Origin of the sequence: Cellulophaga sp. HaHaR_3_176, from assembly GCF_019021925.1 — a bacterium.
GTDB lineage: Bacteria > Bacteroidota > Bacteroidia > Flavobacteriales > Flavobacteriaceae > Cellulophaga.
Window position 1 is genome coordinate 524,462 of sequence record NZ_CP058990.1, and the last position, 20,539, is coordinate 545,000.

Genomic DNA, 20,539 nt, shown 5'->3' on the forward strand with positions numbered 1-20,539 from the left:
TAAAGCATTTGCCTTAGTAACGGGTTTTAAAAGTAATCTTATTTTTTAGGGAGCTTATCAATTAAGCCATAGGTTTACTTTTAAAAAGCACCTATAAAATGGCTGCCAGCAACGTTTATTAATTCAGCACCTTTTGTTACTTCACCAGTTTCAGTTTCTACAATATAAATATTTCCATTCTGGCCTACAGCACCTTGAGTAAGATAAATTTCAGTACCATCTACTACAAAACCTTGGTATTGGAATAAATAGAAATCAGGGTCATAAGGTATGGCATCAATTTTTACAGCTGTTTTAGCATTTAAATCTACTAATGCAAAAAAACCTTGAGCACCAGCTACACCCTCTGTTGATCCATCATGGCGATAAGCTAATACAGCTTTACCGTTTGCAGCAGGTCTCCAAGCTAAAATATATGCTCCTTCTATACCTAAAGCATCGTCTAGATTAAAATCGTAAGCATCATCATAGCTGTTGTCAGCGTTAATCTTTAAGATGTGAGAGCCTTCAGGGTCATTTTGGTTGGCTTGATAAACACTTCCTTCGTAAAGAAAAGAATTAATGCTGCGATAACCATTAGTATCTCCATAACCAACTGTTGAAGTAATTACAGATGGGTTTAATAAAGAAGGGTAGTCTAATACAATTGTTTTAGAACCTAAAATTTCAAAATCACTATCACTTTCTGCAGTAGCAGGGTCAACTTTACTTAAACGAGCGCCTATATATAATTTATCTCCAGCAGCGTTTAAAGTTGGCATATCTATTCTTGAAATATAATATCCGTTAGCTTCTTCTTCTCCTGATAAAGGGACACTATGTTCTTGAAATTCTTTTATAGAAGAGTTGGTTAAATCTAAAGTAACTATGCCAATGGTAGCTTCTGTACGGGTATATTTGTTGCTTTCATCAAACTCATTTTCCGTAGAAACATATACAGCAGCACCTGTCTGATCTCCATCAAATAATTTTATCCATCTTGGAGCAGTTCCTACGTAAGGAGCAATACTTACCTCTGAACCTGTTGGAGTAAAAGTTTGTCCACCTTCTACAGTATATTTAGTGTAGTTACCACCTGTATCACCAGCATAGCTAATATTAAATATAGTATTACCATCTTCAGAAGATTGTAATCTAGCCGTTCTATTAGAGGGTGCGATAAACCCATTCTCAAAAGGAGCTATAGATACGGTCGGGTCTTTTGCATCATCACTAGTTACGGAGTAAATTAAAGTTCCTCCATTACCATCGCCGGGAGTATCTCCCATTTTAGCACCTGCAACTGTAATCCATCTAGGTTCCTCTTCAGTAATTGGTTCTTGGGTTTCAGGTAAATCCGTTACAGGAGTAGTATCTGTGTCATCACTGCTACAAGCTGTCATTAAACCTGCAGTTAATAATATTGTAGCAAAAGTTTTAAGATTTAAAAATGTTCGTTTCATTTTCGGTGTTATTTAAATGATTAAAAATTATTTATTGTATAGTTAAGTTTCAAATAAAAAGCTCTTCCTGGCTTTTGTACACGTAAATTATCGTACAAAGGTTTGTCCATAATATTTTTGATGTCAAAGCTGGCTACCAATTTGTTATTTGGAAATGTATAACTGAGTCCGACATCCTGAGCTAGTTGCACGGGAACCTTAAAAAATTCAGCTCCTGCAACTCCATTTCTTATGTTTAAGTAAGAGAACTCACCTGTAAAATACAGATTGTAGAATAAGTTTAATCGCGAATTCTTTTGTATTAAATTTTCAAATGAGTAGCGAATGCCTCCATTCATTGTGAAAAATGGGGTGTTGGGTACGTCTGTCTTTATTCCTTCGCTTACAACAGTTAAATCAAATCGAGAAATATTAAAGTTAAGTCCGAAATTATTATCATAAGTGTAGTTTAATTGAGCATCTATTCCTTTAGATGTTCCACTTCCTTGATTTTCATAAAGTATTAATTCATCATTAACGTTTAAAGAGTTTAGTATGGGTAAGCCAATTCTGTCTTTTATATTTCGTAAAAAGACGTTTGTTGAAATGGTGAATTGATTTTTGTTAATATTAAAGGCTCCAAATCGAAATCCTAAATTATAATTGTTACTACTTTCTGGGTTAATACTTGAATTAGCAACTACGTTATCTCCATCATTACCAAAAACTTCTGTTTCATTAGGCAATCGTATGGCTTTTTCTGCAGAAGTCAAAAGTATAATATTAGGTTTTATAGCATACGAAGCGGCAAAGCCATATCCGTCGTAATTTTTATTACTACTAATAATTTCATCTACAACAACATCATTTCCATTATTATCTGATTCAATTGCAGGGTCAATACTTATTGTTTTTTGTTGGTAATGCTTTCCAAATAAACTTGTTTTTAATTTTTTGTCAAAAGCTGTTAATTCATAGGTTAGTGAGTATATGTTTTTATATAAATCTCGGGTTCCTGTAAATGTGTTTTCTAATACAGATCTTAAGGCATCACTATCTTCTCTGTCAATTCCACTATACACATGGTTGGCTAATACTTTGTGATTGTTGTTAAAGGCATAAGAAACTCCTGTTCGCAATGAAGCTACATTTCTTTTAATTTTAGCTAATGTGGGACCTCCTTCTTGTTGAGAACCCCAAGTGTACTGGTATTCATTACCTCTAAAATCAATAGCTCTTTCCCCAGTCCAACTATAGGCCCAGGCAACAGTATCGTTAACGGCACGGTTTCTCTTACCGTATAAACCATTTATGTTAACATCTAACCCATTGGTGAAAAGATCTTTTTTCTGGTAATTTAAACTGCCTAATAAAGCATCAGATTCTAAAAATCTGTCTTTATACGGAGTAATAGTCATAAAAGCCCCATGCTGTACCTCTTTGTAGTCATCAGAACCTGTAATGCCGATGAAAAATTGATCTGCCCATTTCACATCTATATACCCAATTTGTAGCATTCCACCTGTTGATCTATAGGCATCATTAAACCTTTTTGCAGTTATTGGCGTTTGTACACCTCCTAAACCAGTAACTAATACAGTTCTTCCTGAAACTTTATAATCATTATCAGAATAATTATTGAAAAAAGAAGACTTAATGGTTAATCCGGATTTCTCAAAACGATACAGTCCATTAACACTAGTTTGAATGGTGTTAAAAGAGCCATAAGAAATTGATGCGTTAAAATTGGTTTTTACATCTTTATGAAGCACGATGTTAATAGCTCCGCCTAAGGCATCATCGGCTAAATGGCCTGGTACAACTCCTTTATAAACTTCAATATTTTTTATCATTGAAGTTGGAATACTATTTAAATTAAAAGAAGACCCATAAGTTGAAATAGGAATACCATCTATGAAAATTCGAACTGAATTTCCTGATAAGCCGTTTAAACTGTAGCTTACTTCAGAACCTAAGCCTCCATTTTGACGAATTTTAACTCCTGCTGTAGTATTTAATAATTCATTTGTTTGAATATTTCGAAGACTAGCTTCTTTTGTTTCTATAGAGTTAACAGCAAAACCTTTCGTTTCAATTTTTGTTTTTTTTGTTTTACCATGAATAGTTACTTCGTTTAATTCATTTGTTATACTCTTTAAGTTAATTGTAATAGTTTTGTTTTTATCATTTATGATGGTAGAAACAGTTGTTTTTTTAGCTTCAATTGTGGACACTGTTAATTTGTAAGTCCCAAATTGTATTTGCTCTAATTTAAATTTCCCATCAAAATCAGTTATTGCTGTATGCTTGGTTCCAATTATTTGTATATGAGCATTTATTACAGGAGAATCTCCGTCGAGTAGAACGATACCAGATAAAGTTCCTGTTTGAGAATATCCTAAGTTAAACAGTAGGAAAAGAAATAAGGTGGTTGGTAAATTCATTTATTTAGACTTAATAAAAATAAAGTCACAAATGTATCTATTTATTTAGAATTACTCCAAATAAAAAGCCACATTTTTAAAATTAATTTTAAAAATGTGGCTTTTTATTTTTAACCCAAAAGCTTTTTATTTCTCTACGGTAGAGAATTGTTTATTTAATAATGTTCTCTAATATTCTTTCAACACCAAAATCATCATTACTTGTAGTAGTATAATTAGCGGCTTCTAAAACATTAGCATGTGCATTTTTCATTGCAAAACTGTTTTCAGTTAAAGCTAACATTTCTAAATCGTTATTGTAATCACCGAAAACAACAATTTCTTCAGGTTTAATATTATTTAAACGCATAACTTTTTCAATAGCATAGCCTTTATTAGCATTTCTACTAGAAATATCGACCCAGTTAGCACCAGATATTTTTACTTTTAGCAGACCATCTAAATGAGATACTGCTGGGTAAATGTATTTTTCAGAACTCTCAAAATGATAAATAGCAATCTTTAAAATTTCATCTTCAAAATCATTTAAATCATCTAGTAGTTCATATTCTGTATAATATTCCTTTAGTTTGTTTGTAAATTGTGGGTTACCACTACGTGCATAAGCTTTATTTTTACCACACAATACAGGGTAGATGTTTTCAACATTATCTAAAATACTTAAAATTTCTTTATGTGTTTTTAGGGGTAAAGGTGTAGATAGTATTTCTTTTCCATCTTGCATTATAAAACCTCCATTTTCGGAAACGACAATAATATCTTTTTTTATAGCATTCAGTTTGTCAACAATACTATGGTATTGTCTTCCGCTTGCAGCAACGAATAGAATATTTCTTTTTTTTAATTCTTGAAAGATTTCAAAAAAACGATCACTAACTTTATGGTCATTATTTAATAATGTTCCATCCATATCGGTAATAACCATTTTTATTTTAGAGTAGTCCATTCTTTTGTTTTATGATGCTACAAAGTTATTCGATAGTAATTTAATTTTGATGTTTAATTGAATAAGTTTGTATTAATTTTTCACTAACTATTATACAACTATGAATTTTTATCAAAAAGAAATAAAGCTTAAATCATATAAAAGAGGGTTTCATTTAATTACAAATGAAATACTTAATGCTTGTGAAGAAATTGGTAATATAAAAATAGGAACTCTTCAAGTATTTATTAAACATACTTCAGCTGGTTTAACTATAAATGAAAATGCCGACCCAACTGTTCGATTAGATTTCGAAAGTCATATAAATGTTATGGTTCCTGAGAATCAACCATATTATAAACATGATTATGAAGGTTCTGACGATATGCCTGCGCATATAAAATCGTCATTAATGGGTGTGTCAGTGCAAATACCGATAACTAATGGGCAATTGAATTTAGGTGTTTGGCAGGGTGTTTATTTGTGTGAGCATAGGAATAATGCATCAGGTCGTTCTATCGTAATAACAGCATTCGGTAATTAACTAATAAATTTAATGGTTAAAGGGTATTTGTATAGTGTACCTTTTGATGCAGCTATACCGCCTATTATAGGATATACAATTAAGAGTAGTGCTAAAGGAATTCCGATTAAACAAAGTATAATAATAAACACATAACCTATTAGTACTAACGTTAAAATCATAGAAAGAAAGAATAATATAAAATATATTATTACATATAATAACATACTGAGTTGATAATTGATAACATGTTTCCCATGTTCATCCATTCCTTGAATTTCTTTCTTTTTTGTTGACCATAAAATTACAGGAATAATGATTCCTAAAAACCCAATGAAGTTTAGTAATTGGCTATAATGTAACAGTGCTAATGTGCTATCGTCATATTTCAAAGAAACTTCTTTCATTTTGTATTATTTATAGTAAATATGTTGAAGTAGGATTTTACTTAAAGTAAAAAAAAAATCCGATTCGTTAGAATCGGATTTTTTATAAGCGAGATATATTGTTATTGTTACTTTATTTTTTGAACTACAGCTTTAAAAGCTTCTGGGTGATTCATTGCTAAATCGGCTAAAACCTTACGGTTTAATTCGATGTTGTTAGCTTTTACTTTTCCCATAAACTGAGAGTAAGACATTCCGTGTAATCTAGCACCTGCATTAATACGAGTGATCCATAATGAACGGAAAGTTCTTTTCTTATTTCTACGGTCTCTATAAGCATATAACATTGCTTTTTCAACTGCATTTTTAGCTACTGTCCAAACGTTTTTACGTCTTCCAAAGTAACCTTTGGCTTGCTTCATTACCTTTTTTCTTCTGGCTCTTGAAGCAACTGAATTTACTGATCTTGGCATACTTTTAAATTTTTTTGTAGTAGGCGGTCGTTAATCGACACTTTTTTGGCCTAGCTCCATGGTTAATAATTAATTTACCGGTAAAAGAATATTACTTTAAACGTAATTGTTCTTTAATACTGTTAACATCTGATTCATGAACTAATCCTGAATGTGTTAACGCAAGCTTACGTTTTTTAGATTTTTTAGTCAAAATGTGACTCTTAAAAGCGTGCTTTCTTTTGATTTTACCAGTACCTGTAAGCTTAAAACGCTTTTTGGCACTAGATTTAGTTTTCTGTTTAGGCATCTTGTTCCTAGTTTATTAATTTATCTCGCTTATTATTATTGAAACTGCCAGCAAAAAGCTAGCAGTTATCGTATCGTATATATACTTTAAATAAAAGTATAGTATGTTACTTTTTATTTGTTTTAGGGGCTAAGAACATTGTCATTCTTTTACCTTCTAATTTAGGCATTTGCTCTACTTTTCCTAAGTCTTCTAATTCAGAAGCTAATCTTAGTAAAAGTATTTCACCTTGATCTTTATAAACAATAGAACGTCCTTTAAAGAAAACATAAGCCTTAAGCTTAGCTCCTTCTTTTAAGAATTTCTCAGCATGTTTCTTTTTAAACTCATAATCGTGATCATCAGTCTGTGGTCCAAATCTAATTTCTTTAACAACTACTTTAGTTGCTTTAGATTTCATCACTTTTTCACGCTTCTTTTGTTCGTAAAGAAACTTTTTATAGTCTGTTATTTTACAAACAGGTGGGTCTGCTTTAGGAGATATCTCTACTAAATCTAATTCTAACTCTTCTGACTTGTTCAATGCTTCCCTAATTGGGTAAACACCTACTTCTACATTATCACCTACCAACCTAACGTTAGGAGAAAGTATTTGTGCGTTGATCTTGTGAGGGTTTTTATCTTCCCTCCGTGGTTGGGGTCTAAATCTTTTTCTTATTGCTATGACTAAAAATTTTTAATTAAACATTTTTTTTTAAAACGACTTTAAGGTACTATTTATTTCTTTAGATACCAACTCATTAAAGTCACTTATTGATATTGAACCTAAATCTTCACCTCCGTGTCTTCTTACAGAAATTGAATCTTCAGCCTCATTATTTTCTCCAACAATCAGCATAAATGGTATTTTATTCATTTCTGCTTCTCGTATTTTCTTGCCAACTGTCTCATTTCGACTGTCAACAAGAGCACGAATTTCGTGTTTTTCTAGCGATATTAAAACTTTTTCTGCATATTTTTCATGTTTCTCGCTAACTGGTAAAATAATCGCTTGCTCTGGTATTAACCAAAGGGGGAAATTACCGCCAGTATGTTCAAGTAATAAAGCAATAAAACGTTCCATACTTCCGAATGGTGCACGATGTATCATTACAGGTCTATGAAGCTCGTTGTCACTGCCTTTGTAGTTAAGATCAAAGCGCTCAGGTAAGTTGTAATCTACTTGAATTGTACCTAATTGCCATTGTCTGCCCAAGGCATCTTTTACCATGAAATCTAATTTTGGGCCATAAAAAGCAGCTTCACCACTTTCTACAACAAAATTTAATCCTTTTTCTTTGGCAGCATTTATAATTGCATTTTCAGCTTTTTCCCAGTTTTCTACAGAACCAATATATTTTTCTGGCTTATCTAAATCACGAACAGATACTTGTGCTGTAAAATTATCAAAACCTAAAGAGTTTAATACATAAAGCGATAAATCTATAACGTTTTTAAATTCCTGATCTAATTGGTCTGGTGTACAAAAAATATGAGCATCATCTTGAGTAAAACCACGAACACGGGTTAAGCCATGTAATTCACCACTTTGCTCATACCTATAAACGGTACCAAACTCAGCAAATCGTTTTGGTAAATCTTTATAAGAATGCGGTTTAAAATTATAAATTTCGCAATGATGAGGGCAATTCATAGGCTTTAATAAAAATTCCTCGTCCATTTTGGGAGTTTTTATGGGCTGAAAACTGTCTTCTCCATATTTAGCATAATGGCCTGAAGTAACATATAATTCTTTTTGGCCAATATGTGGGGTAACCACCATTTCGTAACCAGCTTTCTTTTGAGCTTTTTTAAGAAAATTTTCTAATCTTTCTCTTAAAGCGGCTCCTTTAGGTAGCCATAATGGTAAGCCTTGACCTACTTTAGCAGAGAAAGTAAAAAGCTCTAATTCTCTTCCTAATTTCCTATGATCTCTTTGTTTAGCTTGTTCTAATAATTCTAAATACTCAGTAAGCTCTTTCTGTTTAGGAAAAGATATACCATAAACTCTTGTAAGTTGTGGGTTGTTTTCGTTTCCTCTCCAGTAGGCTCCTGCAACACTTAAAATTTTAATGGCTTTTATTATTCCTGTATTAGGTATATGTCCACCTCTACATAAATCAGTAAATGTATCATGGTCACAGAATGTTATTGTGCCATCTTCTAAATTCTCTATAAGTTCAACTTTATATTCGTTGCCCTGTTCTTTATATTTTTTTAATGCATCGGCCTTAGATACGGCATGCATTTCGAAATTATGTTTGCCTCTTGCAATTTCAATAGCTTTTTTTTCTATAGCAGGAAAATCTTTATCAGAAATAGATTTATTATCACCTAAATCTACATCATAGTAAAATCCATTATCAATTGCAGGTCCTATTGTTAATTTAACGCCAGGGTATAATTCTTCAATTGCTTGTGCAACTACGTGTGATGATGAATGCCAGAAAGCTTTCTTGCCCTCAGTATCATTCCATGTATATAGTATAAGAGATCCATCTTCTAATAATGGGGTGGTTACTTCAATTACGGTATCATTGTATTTTGCAGAAATCACATTTCTAGCAAAGCCTTCACTAATACCTTTAGCCACATCCATTGGTGAGCTTCCTTTTTTACATTCTCTAATACTACCGTCTGGTAAAGTAATCTTAATCATACTGAAACTAATTATATGTTACAAAGATAAGGTCATCAAAAATACTTTCAATAATAATTTAGATTCTTTTTTAATGAAGCTTTGTGAATTGTAAATGATTCAAACTTATATAGTAGCTATTATATAGTAAGATTTGTTGTAACTACAATTTATATTAATTAGATGTTAATAATGCCGTTGGCTTATTTTAATTTATTTGAAGTTAGATTATAAATTATTTAAACGTTTATTTAACGTTAAATTATAATGACTGGTACTTTTTATTATGTCAATAAGGTAATTTTTACCGTTAATTATTGAGATATATCGATTTTTATATGTTAAAATTTGTTGTTATGTGAATTTTTATTTTACATTTGAAAAAACGTTAATAGTACGTTTAATAAAATTTCTAAATTAATTTAATTCTAAATAATGAAAAACATAAAGAAGGCAAGTGCTTCTGATGAATTGATTCAAGATCATTCTTTGATTAAAGCTAATAGGTTTAAATTGTTGCCTATAGCTTTATTTAGTGTTTTAATGTTTTTAGGGCTTAGTAATGTTTCTGCGCAAGAAGACGAAATTGAAAAAGATAGTTATAAAGCTTTTAATGCAAGTGGGCATATTAAAAACATGCATACGTGGCATGGTTTTGTTGTGCATCCTGGTGCCGTTTTTGCAACTAGTTTAGAATATAAGACTAGAGACCACAAATTTACATTTGGTTTTTGGGGAGGAGCTAGTTTAACTAGTGTTGATGTTGTAAATAAAAATACAGGAGAAAATGTAAATGCTAGTTATAAAGAATTTTCAATTTATTCACTATATCGTTTTTCAGATAAATTCTTTATTGAGGCAGTTTCTCATAATAACTATACAGGTGTAGAAGAAAGAGGAGATGAATTGCATTATTGGAGTTATGATAAAACGCAAGGCTATAATTTCGTAGATTTAAACTTCGGGTATAATATATCAGATAATACCTTATTATACTTAGCTACAATACTAGGCGGCGGTTCAGGTGATTTTGAAGTTCAAGACGATGGTACTTTTAAAAATTCGTGGACACATTACTTTGAAGTGAAAAGTAAAGTTTGGGAAAAAGATGATTATCAATTGTCTCTTTTTGCTGGTGGAGCTTGGTCGTTTTTTACTGATAAGACTTTTTATACGCAAAATAGTGCCAATGTGATTAATGTAGGGATGACATTAGGTAGAAATATAAATTTTGGAGATTATAAAATGCCTGTAGAAGTAACTGCTATGTGGAACCCGGAGGAAGAGCGTACCGTTCTTCAATTAGATATTACTTTATTTTAAACAATAATTAAATCTCAACAAAAACAAAAAATCAAATGAAACAAAAAATTAATCTAACAGCAAAATACTTACTTCGGTCTTTTGTGGTGTGTATTATTTTAATAGGTGTTGTAAGTTGTGCAGAACCTATTCAAGAGTCTAAAGGAAAAAGAGAAAGTGCAACGGATGGTGATGAGCTAATTGAAAGTGCAATTGATCTTTCAGGAAAAACAGTTGGATATTGTACGCCAACACTTAATGGTCCTTATTATCAAGCATTATTACAAAGTATAGAAGAGACAACTGAGAAAAATGGGATGACTTTTTTATCTGCAGATGGTCAAGATGATATTAATAAGCAAGTTGCGGCTGTTGAAGATTTGATTACGAAAGGTGTAGACGTTTTATTGTTGAATCCTAAAGATCCTGATGCTTTAGTTGGAGTAACTAAGTTGGCAAAAGCCGCGGGTATTCCTGTATTTATTATAGATAGTTCAATTGATCCATCAGCAGAATACATAACAACAATTCAATCTAATAACCTAAAAAATGGAGAGTTAGCAGGTGAGTGGTTGGCTAAGGAATTTGGCAAAAAGAAGATGAATATAGCTTTGTTGAGTGGTAATGCAGGTAACCCTGTGGGTAGGACTCGTAAGCAAGGATTATTACAGGGTATTACTGAGGAACAATTAAGAACATTAGGGTATATAGATTTAGATATAAAAACTCAAATGTATACGGAATGGTCTTATGCAGGAGGTTTAAAAGCTATGGAAGATATTTTGGTAGCTCACCCTGATGTTAATGTGGTAATTACAGAGTCTGATGTTTGTGTTTTAGGTGCTATAAAAGCAATAGAACAAGCAGGTAAAACTGACGATATTTTAATTGTTGCTGGTGCAGATGGTCAGAAAGAAGCTATTAAATATATTATGGACACAGATTTTTATGGTTGCACAGCTATGAATAGTCCAGTTCAAATTGGTAAAAACGCTGTTAAGTATGCTATTCAATATATGAACGGAAAAAAAGATTTTCCTAAAACATCTTTTACGGCACCTTTACTTATAACAAAAGAAAACGCGGCTCAATATTACAATCCTAATGCATTATTTTAAAATTCAATAATAGCGATTATGGAAGAAAATAAATGTGAATATAGACTTGAAATGTCTGGAATTTCAAAAAGTTTCGGAGTTGTTTCGGTTTTAGGCAATGTAAACCTTAAGGTAAAACATGGAGAGATTCATGCGTTACTTGGTGAAAATGGAGCAGGAAAATCTACTTTGATGAAAATTCTTAGTGGAGTACACCAAAAAGATACAGGAAAGGTACTTTTAAATGGAGAGGAAATAAACCCTAAAAACACACATCAAGGCCAAGAACTAGGAATTAATGTAGTGTATCAAGAATTATCATTAGTAAACGATTTATCAGTTGCTGAAAATATTTATCTGCACAAATTGGGTGCAAATAAATTTTGGATGAATTGGAAAGAAATAACAAATGATGCACAAGAGTTAATCAATTCATTAGGTTTTGATATAGATGCTTCGGAAATAGTTAGGAATTTAAGTATTGTTCAAAAGCAAGTGGTTGAAATAGCTAAAGCAATTTCAGAAGATACAAAAGTTTTGGTTTTAGATGAGCCAACGACAGTTTTTGATCCTACAGATACCCAAAAATTATTCGATAATTTATTTAAACTTAAAGAGAAGGGTATTTCAATTATTTATATATCTCATCATTTAGAAGAAATCTTTAAGATAGCAGATACGGTAACGGTGCTTAAAGATGGTGTAGATACTGGTAGTATGCCAATATCAGAAATTGATACTGATGGAATTATACGTTTAATGATTGGTAGAGAATTGAAAGATCTATACCCGATTCGTGATATTGTTATTGGTAAAGATCCAATTTTTGAAGTTAAAAACTTGACAGCGAAAGATACGCTTGTTTATGATGTTTCATTTTCGGTAAAGCCAGGAGAGGTTCTTGGTATAGCTGGTTTAGGTGGTAGTGGTAGAACTGAAACTGCAAAATTAATTTTTGGCGCACATAAGAAAAAATCAGGTAGTATTATTTTAAATGGAGTGGAAATCACTACAAAATCACCATTTGAAGCTGTTAGCCATGAAATAGGATTGGTTTCTGAAAATAGAAAAGAAGAGGGTGTATTTCTGCCTCTTTCTATTAGGAAAAATATAAGTGTTACGGATTTTAAATCAATTTCAAGTTCGCTAGGTTTCATCAAGACTGATAAAGAGTATGAAAATGTGCTTGGTTTAATGAAAAAACTGAATATAAAAGCACCAGGGTCTGAAATTGATGTAAAAAATTTGAGCGGTGGAAATCAGCAAAAAGTAGCTTTAGCAAAATGGTTAAGTATAGATAGTAAAGTTATAATTATTGATGAGCCTACACGGGGTGTTGATGTTGGGGCAAAAGTTGAAATCTATAGCCTGATTAACGAAGTAGCGAAAAAAGGAGTAGGTGTAATTGTTATATCATCTGATATGCCAGAAATAATGGGAATTGCAGATAGAATTCTTGTGATGCATGAGGGGACTATTTATGGAGAATTACCTAAAGAGGAATTCTCAGAAGAAAATATACTTCGTTATTCGATTGGAAAACCTTTAAAATAAAATAATAATAAAAAATCAAACAAATGGCCTTAACATTAAAACAGCAACTTAGTACGTCTGGAGGGATACTGAAGTTTTTAATAAAATACAATACAATATTCATATTTATATTGTTAGTAGTATTTTCAGCTATAATTTCTGATGTGTTTTTTACATCAGTAAACTTAAGTAATCTTTTAAAGCAAGTATCAGGTATAGGTATTATTAGTATAGGTATGCTTATCGTTATTCTAACCGGCGGTATAGATTTATCTGTGGGTTCCATGGTGGCTTTATTGGCAGTGATATTTGCAATTTTCGTAAACTTATTTGCTTTACCGTTAGCAATACTGCTAACATTGGTAATTGGTTTTGGTTTAGGTAGTGTGGCAGGTTATTTAGTGGCTTATCAAAAAATGGCGCCGTTTATAGCAACTCTTGCTTTAATGACTGTTGCTAGAGGTATGGGTTTTATCTTTTCAAAAGGATCTCCAATAACATTTGAAACTTATGGTGGTTTATATATGTCAGATTTTGCTAATAATTCATCTGTAGGTGTTCCAAATATTGCAATTGTATTTTTTGTTATAGTAATTATTGCAATGATAATGCTTAAGTATAATGTGTTCGGAAGATTAATTATTGCTATTGGTAGTAATGAAGAGGCTTCACGTTTATCTGGTATTAAAGTAAGTAAGTACAAGTTTTTAGTGTATGCTATTTCTGGATCTTTGGCGGCATTAGCAGCAATTATCGTTGCTTCAAGAACAAATTTAGGCTCACCTAACATGGGACTTTCATGGGAACTTGATGCTATTGCTGCTGTAGTTATTGGTGGGGCTAGTTTAAATGGTGGTAGAGGTTCTGTCGTAAATACATTAATGGGGGTCTTAATCTTAGGTTTAATAAGTAATATTCTTAACCTATTAAATGTTCCGTCATACCCTCAACAAGTGGTAAAAGGAGGTATAATCATATTTGCAGTATTACTGCAACGTTTCGAAAATAAATAATAATAAGATTGATGACAAGTTATAAATTAAATAGTGAGAATCTATCGAAATTTGCGGATAGCGCAGCTATCCCAACATATGATAGGGCAGATGTTAAAGTAGGTATTGTTCATATAGGTATTGGTGGTTTTCATAGGGCACATGAGGCATATTATACAGATCAATTATTGCATGAAGATGGAAATAAAGATTGGGGAATCTGTGGTATTGCGTTATTAGATTTTGACCAAAAAATATACAATACACTTAAAAATCAAGATGGGCTCTATACTTTAATAGTAAAAGAATTAGATGGTACACTAACAAAAACAATTGTAGGTTCTATAGTAGAGTACCTATTCGCGCCAGAAAATCCTATTGCTGTTATTGAAAAAATGGCACATAGTGATATTAAGATTATAACTCTTACAATTACTGAAGGAGGTTATAATTATAATGAGGCAACTAAAAGATTTGATTTTGAAAATCCTTTAATTCAGCATGATTTAGAAAATCCTGCTGCGCCAAAGACAATTTTCGGCTATTTGACACAAGCTTTAAAATCGCGAAAAGAACAAAAATTAAAAGGGTTAGCTATTCAGTCCTGTGATAATGTCCAAGGTAATGGGCATATGATTCAGGATATGCTATTAAGTTATGTGGAAAAAGCAGAACCTTCATTGTTGGATTGGATTAAAAAAAATGTTTCTTTCCCTAATAGTATGGTGGATAGAATTACACCTGCAACTAATCAATCAGATATCACCGAATTGATAAATAATTCAGGTATTGATGATGCTTGGCCGGTAGTTTGTGAGCCATTTAAGCAATGGGTTATTGAAGATGATTTTGTTGCGCAAAGGCCAGCGTGGGAAAATGTAGGTGCTCAATTTGTTCCAGATGTAGTCCCTTATGAAAAAATGAAGTTGAGTTTGCTTAATGCGGGTCATTCTGTATTAGGAATATTAGGAGCACTAAAAGGATATGCTACAATTGATGAAGCTGTGCATGATCCAGCTATAAGTCAGTTTCTGAGTTTATATATGGATGTAGAGGTGACACCAGTTCTGGGGAATTTAGAAGGTGTCGATTTAAAAAACTATAAACATTCTTTAATTCAACGTTTTGGGAATATATATATTAAGGATCAAATTGATAGAATTTGCTCGGAAACTTCAGCAAAACTTCCAATATTTATATTGCCAACAGTTAATGCTCAATTAAATGAAAATAGTTCTGTTAAACTTGCTGCATTTGTTATTGCAGCATGGGCTATTTATTCTTTAGGTACAGATGAAAATGGAAAGGATTTAGTGATTAAAGATGCTTTAGCTGATACTCTACATGAAAAAGCATTAGAAGCTAAAGTTGAGCCAAAACAATTTTTAACAATCGAATCTGTTTTTGGAGATTTGAAAAATTCAGAGCCATTTGTTAACGCATACACTGAGTCTTATCATAATATAATAAAACATGGTATTGAGAAGTGTGTTGTAGATTTAAATAGTAAGGTATTAAATAAAATAAAATGAGCGATATAACTTGTTTCGGTGAAGTGCTTTGGGATGAATTTCCTGAACATAAAAAAATAGGAGGAGCTCCATTGAATGTTGGAATTCGTTTAAGTTCTTTAGGTAACAACGTGTCTGTTATTAGTAGAATTGGTGCAGATGCTGATGGAAGAGCAATTTACGAATATATTAAAGAAAACGGAATTAATGGAAATGGCCTGCAGGTAGATGATGAGTTGAAAACAGGAACTGTAAAAGTGATTTTAAATTCGAAAGGTTCTGCTTCTTATAATATAATGTATCCGAGAGCGTGGGATAATATAGAACTTTCTTCAACAGCCACAAAAACTGTGAAATTTTCAGAAGCTTTTATATATGGTAGTTTGATAGCTAGAAATGAGAAATCTAAGGAAACACTTTATGAGTTATTGAAAATTGCTAAGTATAAAATTTTTGACGTTAATTTAAGAGAGCCATATTACACCAAAGAAGTTCTTGAGTATTTAATGATTCAAGCTGATTTTGTAAAGTTTAATGATGATGAGATTTTCGAGATAAGCGAAATGTTGGGTTCAAAATCAATAAGTTTAGAGCATACAATTCAATTTATTGCAGAAAAAACTAATACAACTAGAATTTGTGTTACTAAAGGTAAACATGGAGCGGTACTATATATTGATGGTGTTTTTTATCACAACAGTGGTTACCATGTAGATGTAGTGGATACTGTTGGAGCAGGAGATTCTTTTTTGGCAGGATTGATAAATATGTTGTTGAAAGGGGCGGAACCTCAAGATGCAATAGATTTTGCTTGTGCTATAGGAGCTTTAGTGGCAAGTAAAGCAGGAGCAAACCCTGAAATAGATAAAAAAGAAATAGAGGTTATGATGACGTTGTAATGATAGTTTTGTTTTTTTGTTAGATTGCCGCACTTTAATCACTTCTTGATTAAAGTGCGTTTTTTTTATAACTTTTTCTCATTCATTAATACTAAACATTCTTTTATAGGTAATGATCTTAATTTAGATAAGTAATAGGTGAAACGCTCTTTGAATGATTTATGATTAACTAAGTTTTTGAAGATGTCGTTATTCTCTAAAAACAATTCAGGATTTTGGTGTGAAAGGGCAGCGGTTCTAATAAGTTGATTACTTGAGCTATCTAAAATATCAAAAGGATTTTTAAAATCATCAACACCATCGTAATATTTACACCAAGCGGCTATTACAAAGGCAGAATGTTCTATGGTTTTTTTGTTTTTTAATTGTTCAGTAAGAGTAGGAAATATAAATATTGGAATTTTAGTAGAGCTCTCTTTGCAAATTCTAGAAAGCTTATCATTTATAAAAGGATTTTTAAATCTTGAAACTACTTGATTTTTGTAAGTACTGATACTTTGCGTTTCTGTGTTTTCAATATTAGGGGTAACTTCATTATTTATATAGTTTTCAAGAAAAACAATACAATCTTCGTTATTAGCAACTTCATGCACGCTGGTGTGTCCACTTAATGTTCCTATAATTCCTAAAATAGAGTGACCGGCATTCAAAATTCGAAGCTTCATATTTTCAAAAGGGGCAATGTCTTTTACGAATTGAACTCCTACTTTTTCCCATACAGGTTTGTCGAACATGAAATTATCTTCAATAATCCAGTTAGAAAAAGATTCACAAACTACAGGCCATTGATCGTATGTCGCATGTTCGTTTTTAACTTTTTCAATATCTATAGGGCTTGTTACAGTTGTAATTCTATCAACCATTGAATTTGGGAATGAGATATTTTCTTCTAACCATGGCAATAAGCTAGAGTCTGTTTTGTTGACATATTTTAGAAAGGATGACTTTATAGTGTCTCCGTTAGATTGTATGTTGTCGCAAGAAAGTATAGTATAACCAGGTAAGTCTCTTTTTTTACGTAGATTGAAAACTTGAATAAGGTAGCCAAAAACAGTTCTGGGGTTAAACTTATTTAAGCTGTCTTCTTCAACTTCTGGGTGCTTCATATTGAATTCCCCAGTTATTTCATTTAAGTGATACCCGTCTTCTGCTATTGTTAATGATATTATTTTTATATCAGGTTGGGCAATTCTTTCAATAGTTGCCATTGGGTTTTCTGGTCCATAGAAATATTCTACAATAGATCCGATTACTTTGGTTTCGTGTTTTCCATTGCTGTTTTTTATAAGTAACGTGTAAAGCCCGTCCTGATCTTTTAAAATATTGTATAATTTTCTATCCGATTCTAATAGATCAATCCCACAAATTCCAAAATTCATTTCATTGTGCTTTTCTATTAATTCATGAATATAGTAAGCTTGGTGGGCGCGATGAAAGTTATTGATACCAATATGTGCAATACTAGTTTTAATTTTATCTCGATCTACTTTAGATGTGGTTATAGACTTTGGTAAAGAAGGTATGTTTTCGGTATTTAGATATAAGAAATTAGACATAAAATCTTTGGATTTTTTTTGAAAAGTAAAAGAATAGGTCGGTTTAAAGTTTACCTATATATATAGGAGAGCATATTACCTTTTAATATAGCTGATAAATTTAGTAAAAAAAGAATGTAATCTCAATCATTATATGAGTCTTAATAGTATTTGGTAGTCCTATGTGTGTTGTATGGCTCCAGGGGGTTTATTGTTTATATTTGTTTATTGAATCATATATAAGGTATGGATTTTAGAAAGAGAGATAATGTAACTGTAGATTGTGTGGTGTTTGGATTAGATTCAAGTGGACTTAATGTGCTACTTCGTAAACGAACATTAAATATGTATGACGAAGATTATAAGGTTATTGATGATTGGGTTGTTACCGGTTATTATGTGTTTAAAAGTAAAACACTAGAAGAATCTGTAGATCATATTTTTAAAGAGATAACGGGTATAAGTAATTCAGATAAAATTCAATTTAAAACTTATGGGAATCCTAATAGGATAAAATCAGAAAAGGATTTACTGTGGGTTAGGAGTAGAGGTGTTAAAACCCAGACAATGACAATTGCGTATTATTATGCTTTACCGTTAGAGAAGGTAAATCTTAAACATGATGGATTTAAATGGTTTTTATATCAATCGGTTCCTGAGCTTGGTTTTGATCATCAAGAAATTGTAGCAGATGCTTATGAAGATTTAAAAAGAAAGATAATGACCGAGCCTATTGTTTTTAATTTTCTTCCAGTTAAGTTTACATTAAACGATTTGCAGTTTGCTTATGAGTCTATATTACATGTAGAGATAGATAACCGAAACTTTAGGAAGAAGGCTTTGAGTAAGCCGTATATAGTTCCGTTAAATGAAAAAAGAAAAGGAGTTTCTAAAAAACCATCAAAATTGTATGTATTTAGTAGAGATGTGTATGATGCAGTAAAAGAAAAAGACTATTTAATAAGTGTGTAGTATATATATAGTAGTATAACTATATAATTTTGAAGATGTGTTTAATTTGTTTTCTATAAAGTACAGGCCTTAAAAATATGTTTTTTCAAATAGTATTAAAAAAAGTTTCATTTTTTTTGAGTTGTAAATTGCTTGTTTTGAGTTGTTTAATAATTTGGGTAAAAAAAAGATTAAAAAAGTTTAAAAAAAAGCTTGTGGGTTTAAAAAGAGGGTGTATATTTGCAGCCGCTTAGGGAAACAACGACACGTAAATAAGCTGAGAAAATAGGAATAGAAAAGTTCATTGACATATTGTAAGACAGCGTTTAATTACTGGAAACGGTAATTAAATAAATTGAATTAACATAATAGCTTAAAGAATATTAAGGGCTAGGTTCGGATGATTTTATATTTTGTGTTGTAATAATATTTACAAAACAACGATGAAGAGTTTGATCCTGGCTCAGGATGAACGCTAGCGGCAGGCCTAACACATGCAAGTCGAGGGGTAACAGGGAGCTTGCTCCGCTGACGACCGGCGCACGGGTGCGCAACGCGTATGCAATCTACCTCTTACTAGGGAATAGCCCAGAGAAATTTGGATTAATGCCCTATATTATATTGAGTCGGCATCGATTTTATATTAAAGGTTACGGTAAGAGATGAGCATGCGTCCCATTAGTTAGTTGGTAAGGTAACGGCTTACCAAGGCTTCGATGGGTAGGGGTCCTGAGAGGGAGATCCCCCACACTGGTACTGAGACACGGACCAGACTCCTACGGGAGGCAGCAGTGAGGAATATTGGACAATGGACGGAAGTCTGATCCAGCCATGCCGCGTGTAGGAAGACTGCCCTATGGGTTGTAAACTACTTTTATACAGGAAGAATAAGATCTACGTGTAGATTGATGACGGTACTGTAAGAATAAGGACCGGCTAACTCCGTGCCAGCAGCCGCGGTAATACGGAGGGTCCGAGCGTTATCCGGAATTATTGGGTTTAAAGGGTCCGTAGGCGGGCTGTTAAGTCAGAGGTGAAATGCTGCGGCTCAACCGTATGCACTGCCTTTGATACTGGCGGTCTTGAGTTATAGTGAAGTGGCTAGAATATGTAGTGTAGCGGTGAAATGCATAGATATTACATAGAATACCGATTGCGAAGGCAGGTCACTAACTATACACTGACGCTGATGGACGAAAGCGTGGGTAGCGAACAGGATTAGATACCCTGGTAGTCCACGCCGTAAACGATGGATACTAGCTGTTCGGTTTTCGGACTGAGCGGCCAAGCGAAAGTGATAAGTATCCCACCTGGGGAGTACGTTCGCAAGAATGAAACTCAAAGGAATTGACGGGGGCCCGCACAAGCGGTGGAGCATGTGGTTTAATTCGATGATACGCGAGGAACCTTACCAGGGCTTAAATGTAGATTGACAGGTTTAGAGATAGACTTTTCTTCGGACAATTTACAAGGTGCTGCATGGTTGTCGTCAGCTCGTGCCGTGAGGTGTCAGGTTAAGTCCTATAACGAGCGCAACCCCTGTTGTTAGTTGCCAGCGAGTCATGTCGGGGACTCTAGCAAGACTGCCGGTGCAAACCGTGAGGAAGGTGGGGATGACGTCAAATCATCACGGCCCTTACG

Annotated in this window: 17 protein-coding genes and 1 rRNA gene (1 of these 18 only partly in view); 9 read left to right on the plus strand and 9 right to left on the minus strand. The window is 32.6% G+C overall.

Annotated features, from left to right (window positions below; genetic code table 11):
* Positions 1-80: 80 nt before the first annotated feature.
* The 3 genes from H0I23_RS02310 to H0I23_RS02320 form a co-directional block, all read right to left on the minus strand.
* Entirely contained in the window at positions 81-1,442 is a 1,362-nt protein-coding gene (locus tag H0I23_RS02310; protein WP_216784866.1) for a hypothetical protein, read from the minus strand.
* A 20-nt stretch (positions 1,443-1,462) separates the two neighbouring features.
* Positions 1,463-3,865, minus strand: coding sequence for a TonB-dependent receptor plug domain-containing protein (locus H0I23_RS02315; RefSeq protein WP_216784867.1), 2,403 nt, complete (start codon positions 3,863-3,865; stop codon positions 1,463-1,465).
* Between the two features lie 151 nt (positions 3,866-4,016).
* Positions 4,017-4,811: an HAD family hydrolase gene (locus tag H0I23_RS02320; protein WP_216784868.1), complete on the minus strand. Its 795-nt coding sequence runs from the start codon at positions 4,809-4,811 to the stop codon at positions 4,017-4,019.
* A 100-nt stretch (positions 4,812-4,911) separates the two neighbouring features.
* Between H0I23_RS02320 and H0I23_RS02325 the strand changes: the two genes are divergently transcribed.
* Entirely contained in the window at positions 4,912-5,334 is a 423-nt protein-coding gene (locus H0I23_RS02325; protein ID WP_216784869.1) for a secondary thiamine-phosphate synthase enzyme YjbQ, read from the plus strand.
* Here the strand turns inward: H0I23_RS02325 and H0I23_RS02330 are convergent.
* The 5 genes from H0I23_RS02330 to thrS all read right to left on the minus strand — a co-directional run bounded on the left by H0I23_RS02330 (position 5,331) and on the right by thrS (position 9,099).
* On the minus strand, positions 5,331-5,720 hold the full coding sequence (locus H0I23_RS02330) for a DUF4870 domain-containing protein (RefSeq protein WP_216784870.1): 390 nt from the start codon (positions 5,718-5,720) through the stop codon (positions 5,331-5,333). The genes H0I23_RS02325 and H0I23_RS02330 overlap by 4 nt on opposite strands.
* Before the next feature lie 107 nt (positions 5,721-5,827).
* Complete coding sequence (rplT, locus tag H0I23_RS02335) at positions 5,828-6,172, minus strand: 50S ribosomal protein L20 (RefSeq protein WP_216784871.1); 345 nt, start codon at positions 6,170-6,172, stop codon at positions 5,828-5,830.
* Between the two features lie 91 nt (positions 6,173-6,263).
* Positions 6,264-6,461 carry a 50S ribosomal protein L35 gene (gene rpmI, locus H0I23_RS02340; RefSeq protein ID WP_215957803.1) on the minus strand — a complete coding sequence of 66 codons (198 nt, stop codon included), beginning with the start codon at positions 6,459-6,461 and terminating at the stop codon, positions 6,264-6,266.
* A 106-nt stretch (positions 6,462-6,567) separates the two neighbouring features.
* Complete coding sequence (gene infC / locus H0I23_RS02345) at positions 6,568-7,065, minus strand: translation initiation factor IF-3 (RefSeq protein WP_216786008.1); 498 nt, start codon at positions 7,063-7,065, stop codon at positions 6,568-6,570.
* A 90-nt stretch (positions 7,066-7,155) separates the two neighbouring features.
* Positions 7,156-9,099 carry a threonine--tRNA ligase gene (thrS, locus tag H0I23_RS02350; RefSeq protein WP_216784872.1) on the minus strand — a complete coding sequence of 648 codons (1,944 nt, stop codon included), beginning with the start codon at positions 9,097-9,099 and terminating at the stop codon, positions 7,156-7,158.
* 414 nt (positions 9,100-9,513) lie between these two features.
* Here thrS and H0I23_RS02355 point away from each other — a divergent pair, with 414 nt between their 5' ends.
* The 6 genes from H0I23_RS02355 to H0I23_RS02380 are packed head-to-tail and all read left to right on the plus strand — an operon-like array spanning position 9,514 to position 16,412.
* Positions 9,514-10,401: a hypothetical protein gene (locus H0I23_RS02355; RefSeq protein ID WP_216784873.1), complete on the plus strand. Its 888-nt coding sequence runs from the start codon at positions 9,514-9,516 to the stop codon at positions 10,399-10,401.
* A gap of 35 nt (positions 10,402-10,436) precedes the next feature.
* Positions 10,437-11,498 (plus strand): substrate-binding domain-containing protein, encoded by a 1,062-nt coding sequence (locus tag H0I23_RS02360; RefSeq protein ID WP_216784874.1) that lies wholly within the window; start codon positions 10,437-10,439, stop codon positions 11,496-11,498.
* Positions 11,499-11,516: 18 nt separating this feature from the next.
* Complete coding sequence (locus H0I23_RS02365; RefSeq protein ID WP_216784875.1) at positions 11,517-13,031, plus strand: sugar ABC transporter ATP-binding protein; 1,515 nt, start codon at positions 11,517-11,519, stop codon at positions 13,029-13,031.
* Between the two features lie 23 nt (positions 13,032-13,054).
* Positions 13,055-14,023, plus strand: a complete 969-nt coding sequence (locus H0I23_RS02370) for an ABC transporter permease (RefSeq protein WP_216784876.1) — start codon at positions 13,055-13,057, stop codon at positions 14,021-14,023.
* Between the two features lie 11 nt (positions 14,024-14,034).
* Positions 14,035-15,534, plus strand: a complete 1,500-nt coding sequence (locus tag H0I23_RS02375) for a mannitol dehydrogenase family protein (RefSeq protein ID WP_216784877.1) — start codon at positions 14,035-14,037, stop codon at positions 15,532-15,534.
* The gene (locus H0I23_RS02380; RefSeq protein WP_216784878.1) at positions 15,531-16,412 is read left to right on the plus strand and encodes a carbohydrate kinase; all 882 of its coding nucleotides are present in this window, start codon (positions 15,531-15,533) and stop codon (positions 16,410-16,412) included. The genes H0I23_RS02375 and H0I23_RS02380 overlap by 4 nt, the downstream gene beginning before the upstream one ends.
* Before the next feature lie 65 nt (positions 16,413-16,477).
* On the opposite strand, the gene H0I23_RS02385 is transcribed toward H0I23_RS02380, so the two are convergent.
* Positions 16,478-17,968: a mannitol dehydrogenase family protein gene (locus tag H0I23_RS02385; RefSeq protein WP_216784879.1), complete on the minus strand. Its 1,491-nt coding sequence runs from the start codon at positions 17,966-17,968 to the stop codon at positions 16,478-16,480.
* Positions 17,969-18,193: 225 nt separating this feature from the next.
* Here H0I23_RS02385 and H0I23_RS02390 point away from each other — a divergent pair, with 225 nt between their 5' ends.
* Positions 18,194-18,919, plus strand: coding sequence for an NUDIX hydrolase (locus H0I23_RS02390; protein ID WP_216784880.1), 726 nt, complete (start codon positions 18,194-18,196; stop codon positions 18,917-18,919).
* Positions 18,920-19,338: 419 nt separating this feature from the next.
* Positions 19,339-20,539, plus strand: a 16S ribosomal RNA gene (locus H0I23_RS02395) (it continues 318 nt past the right edge of the window).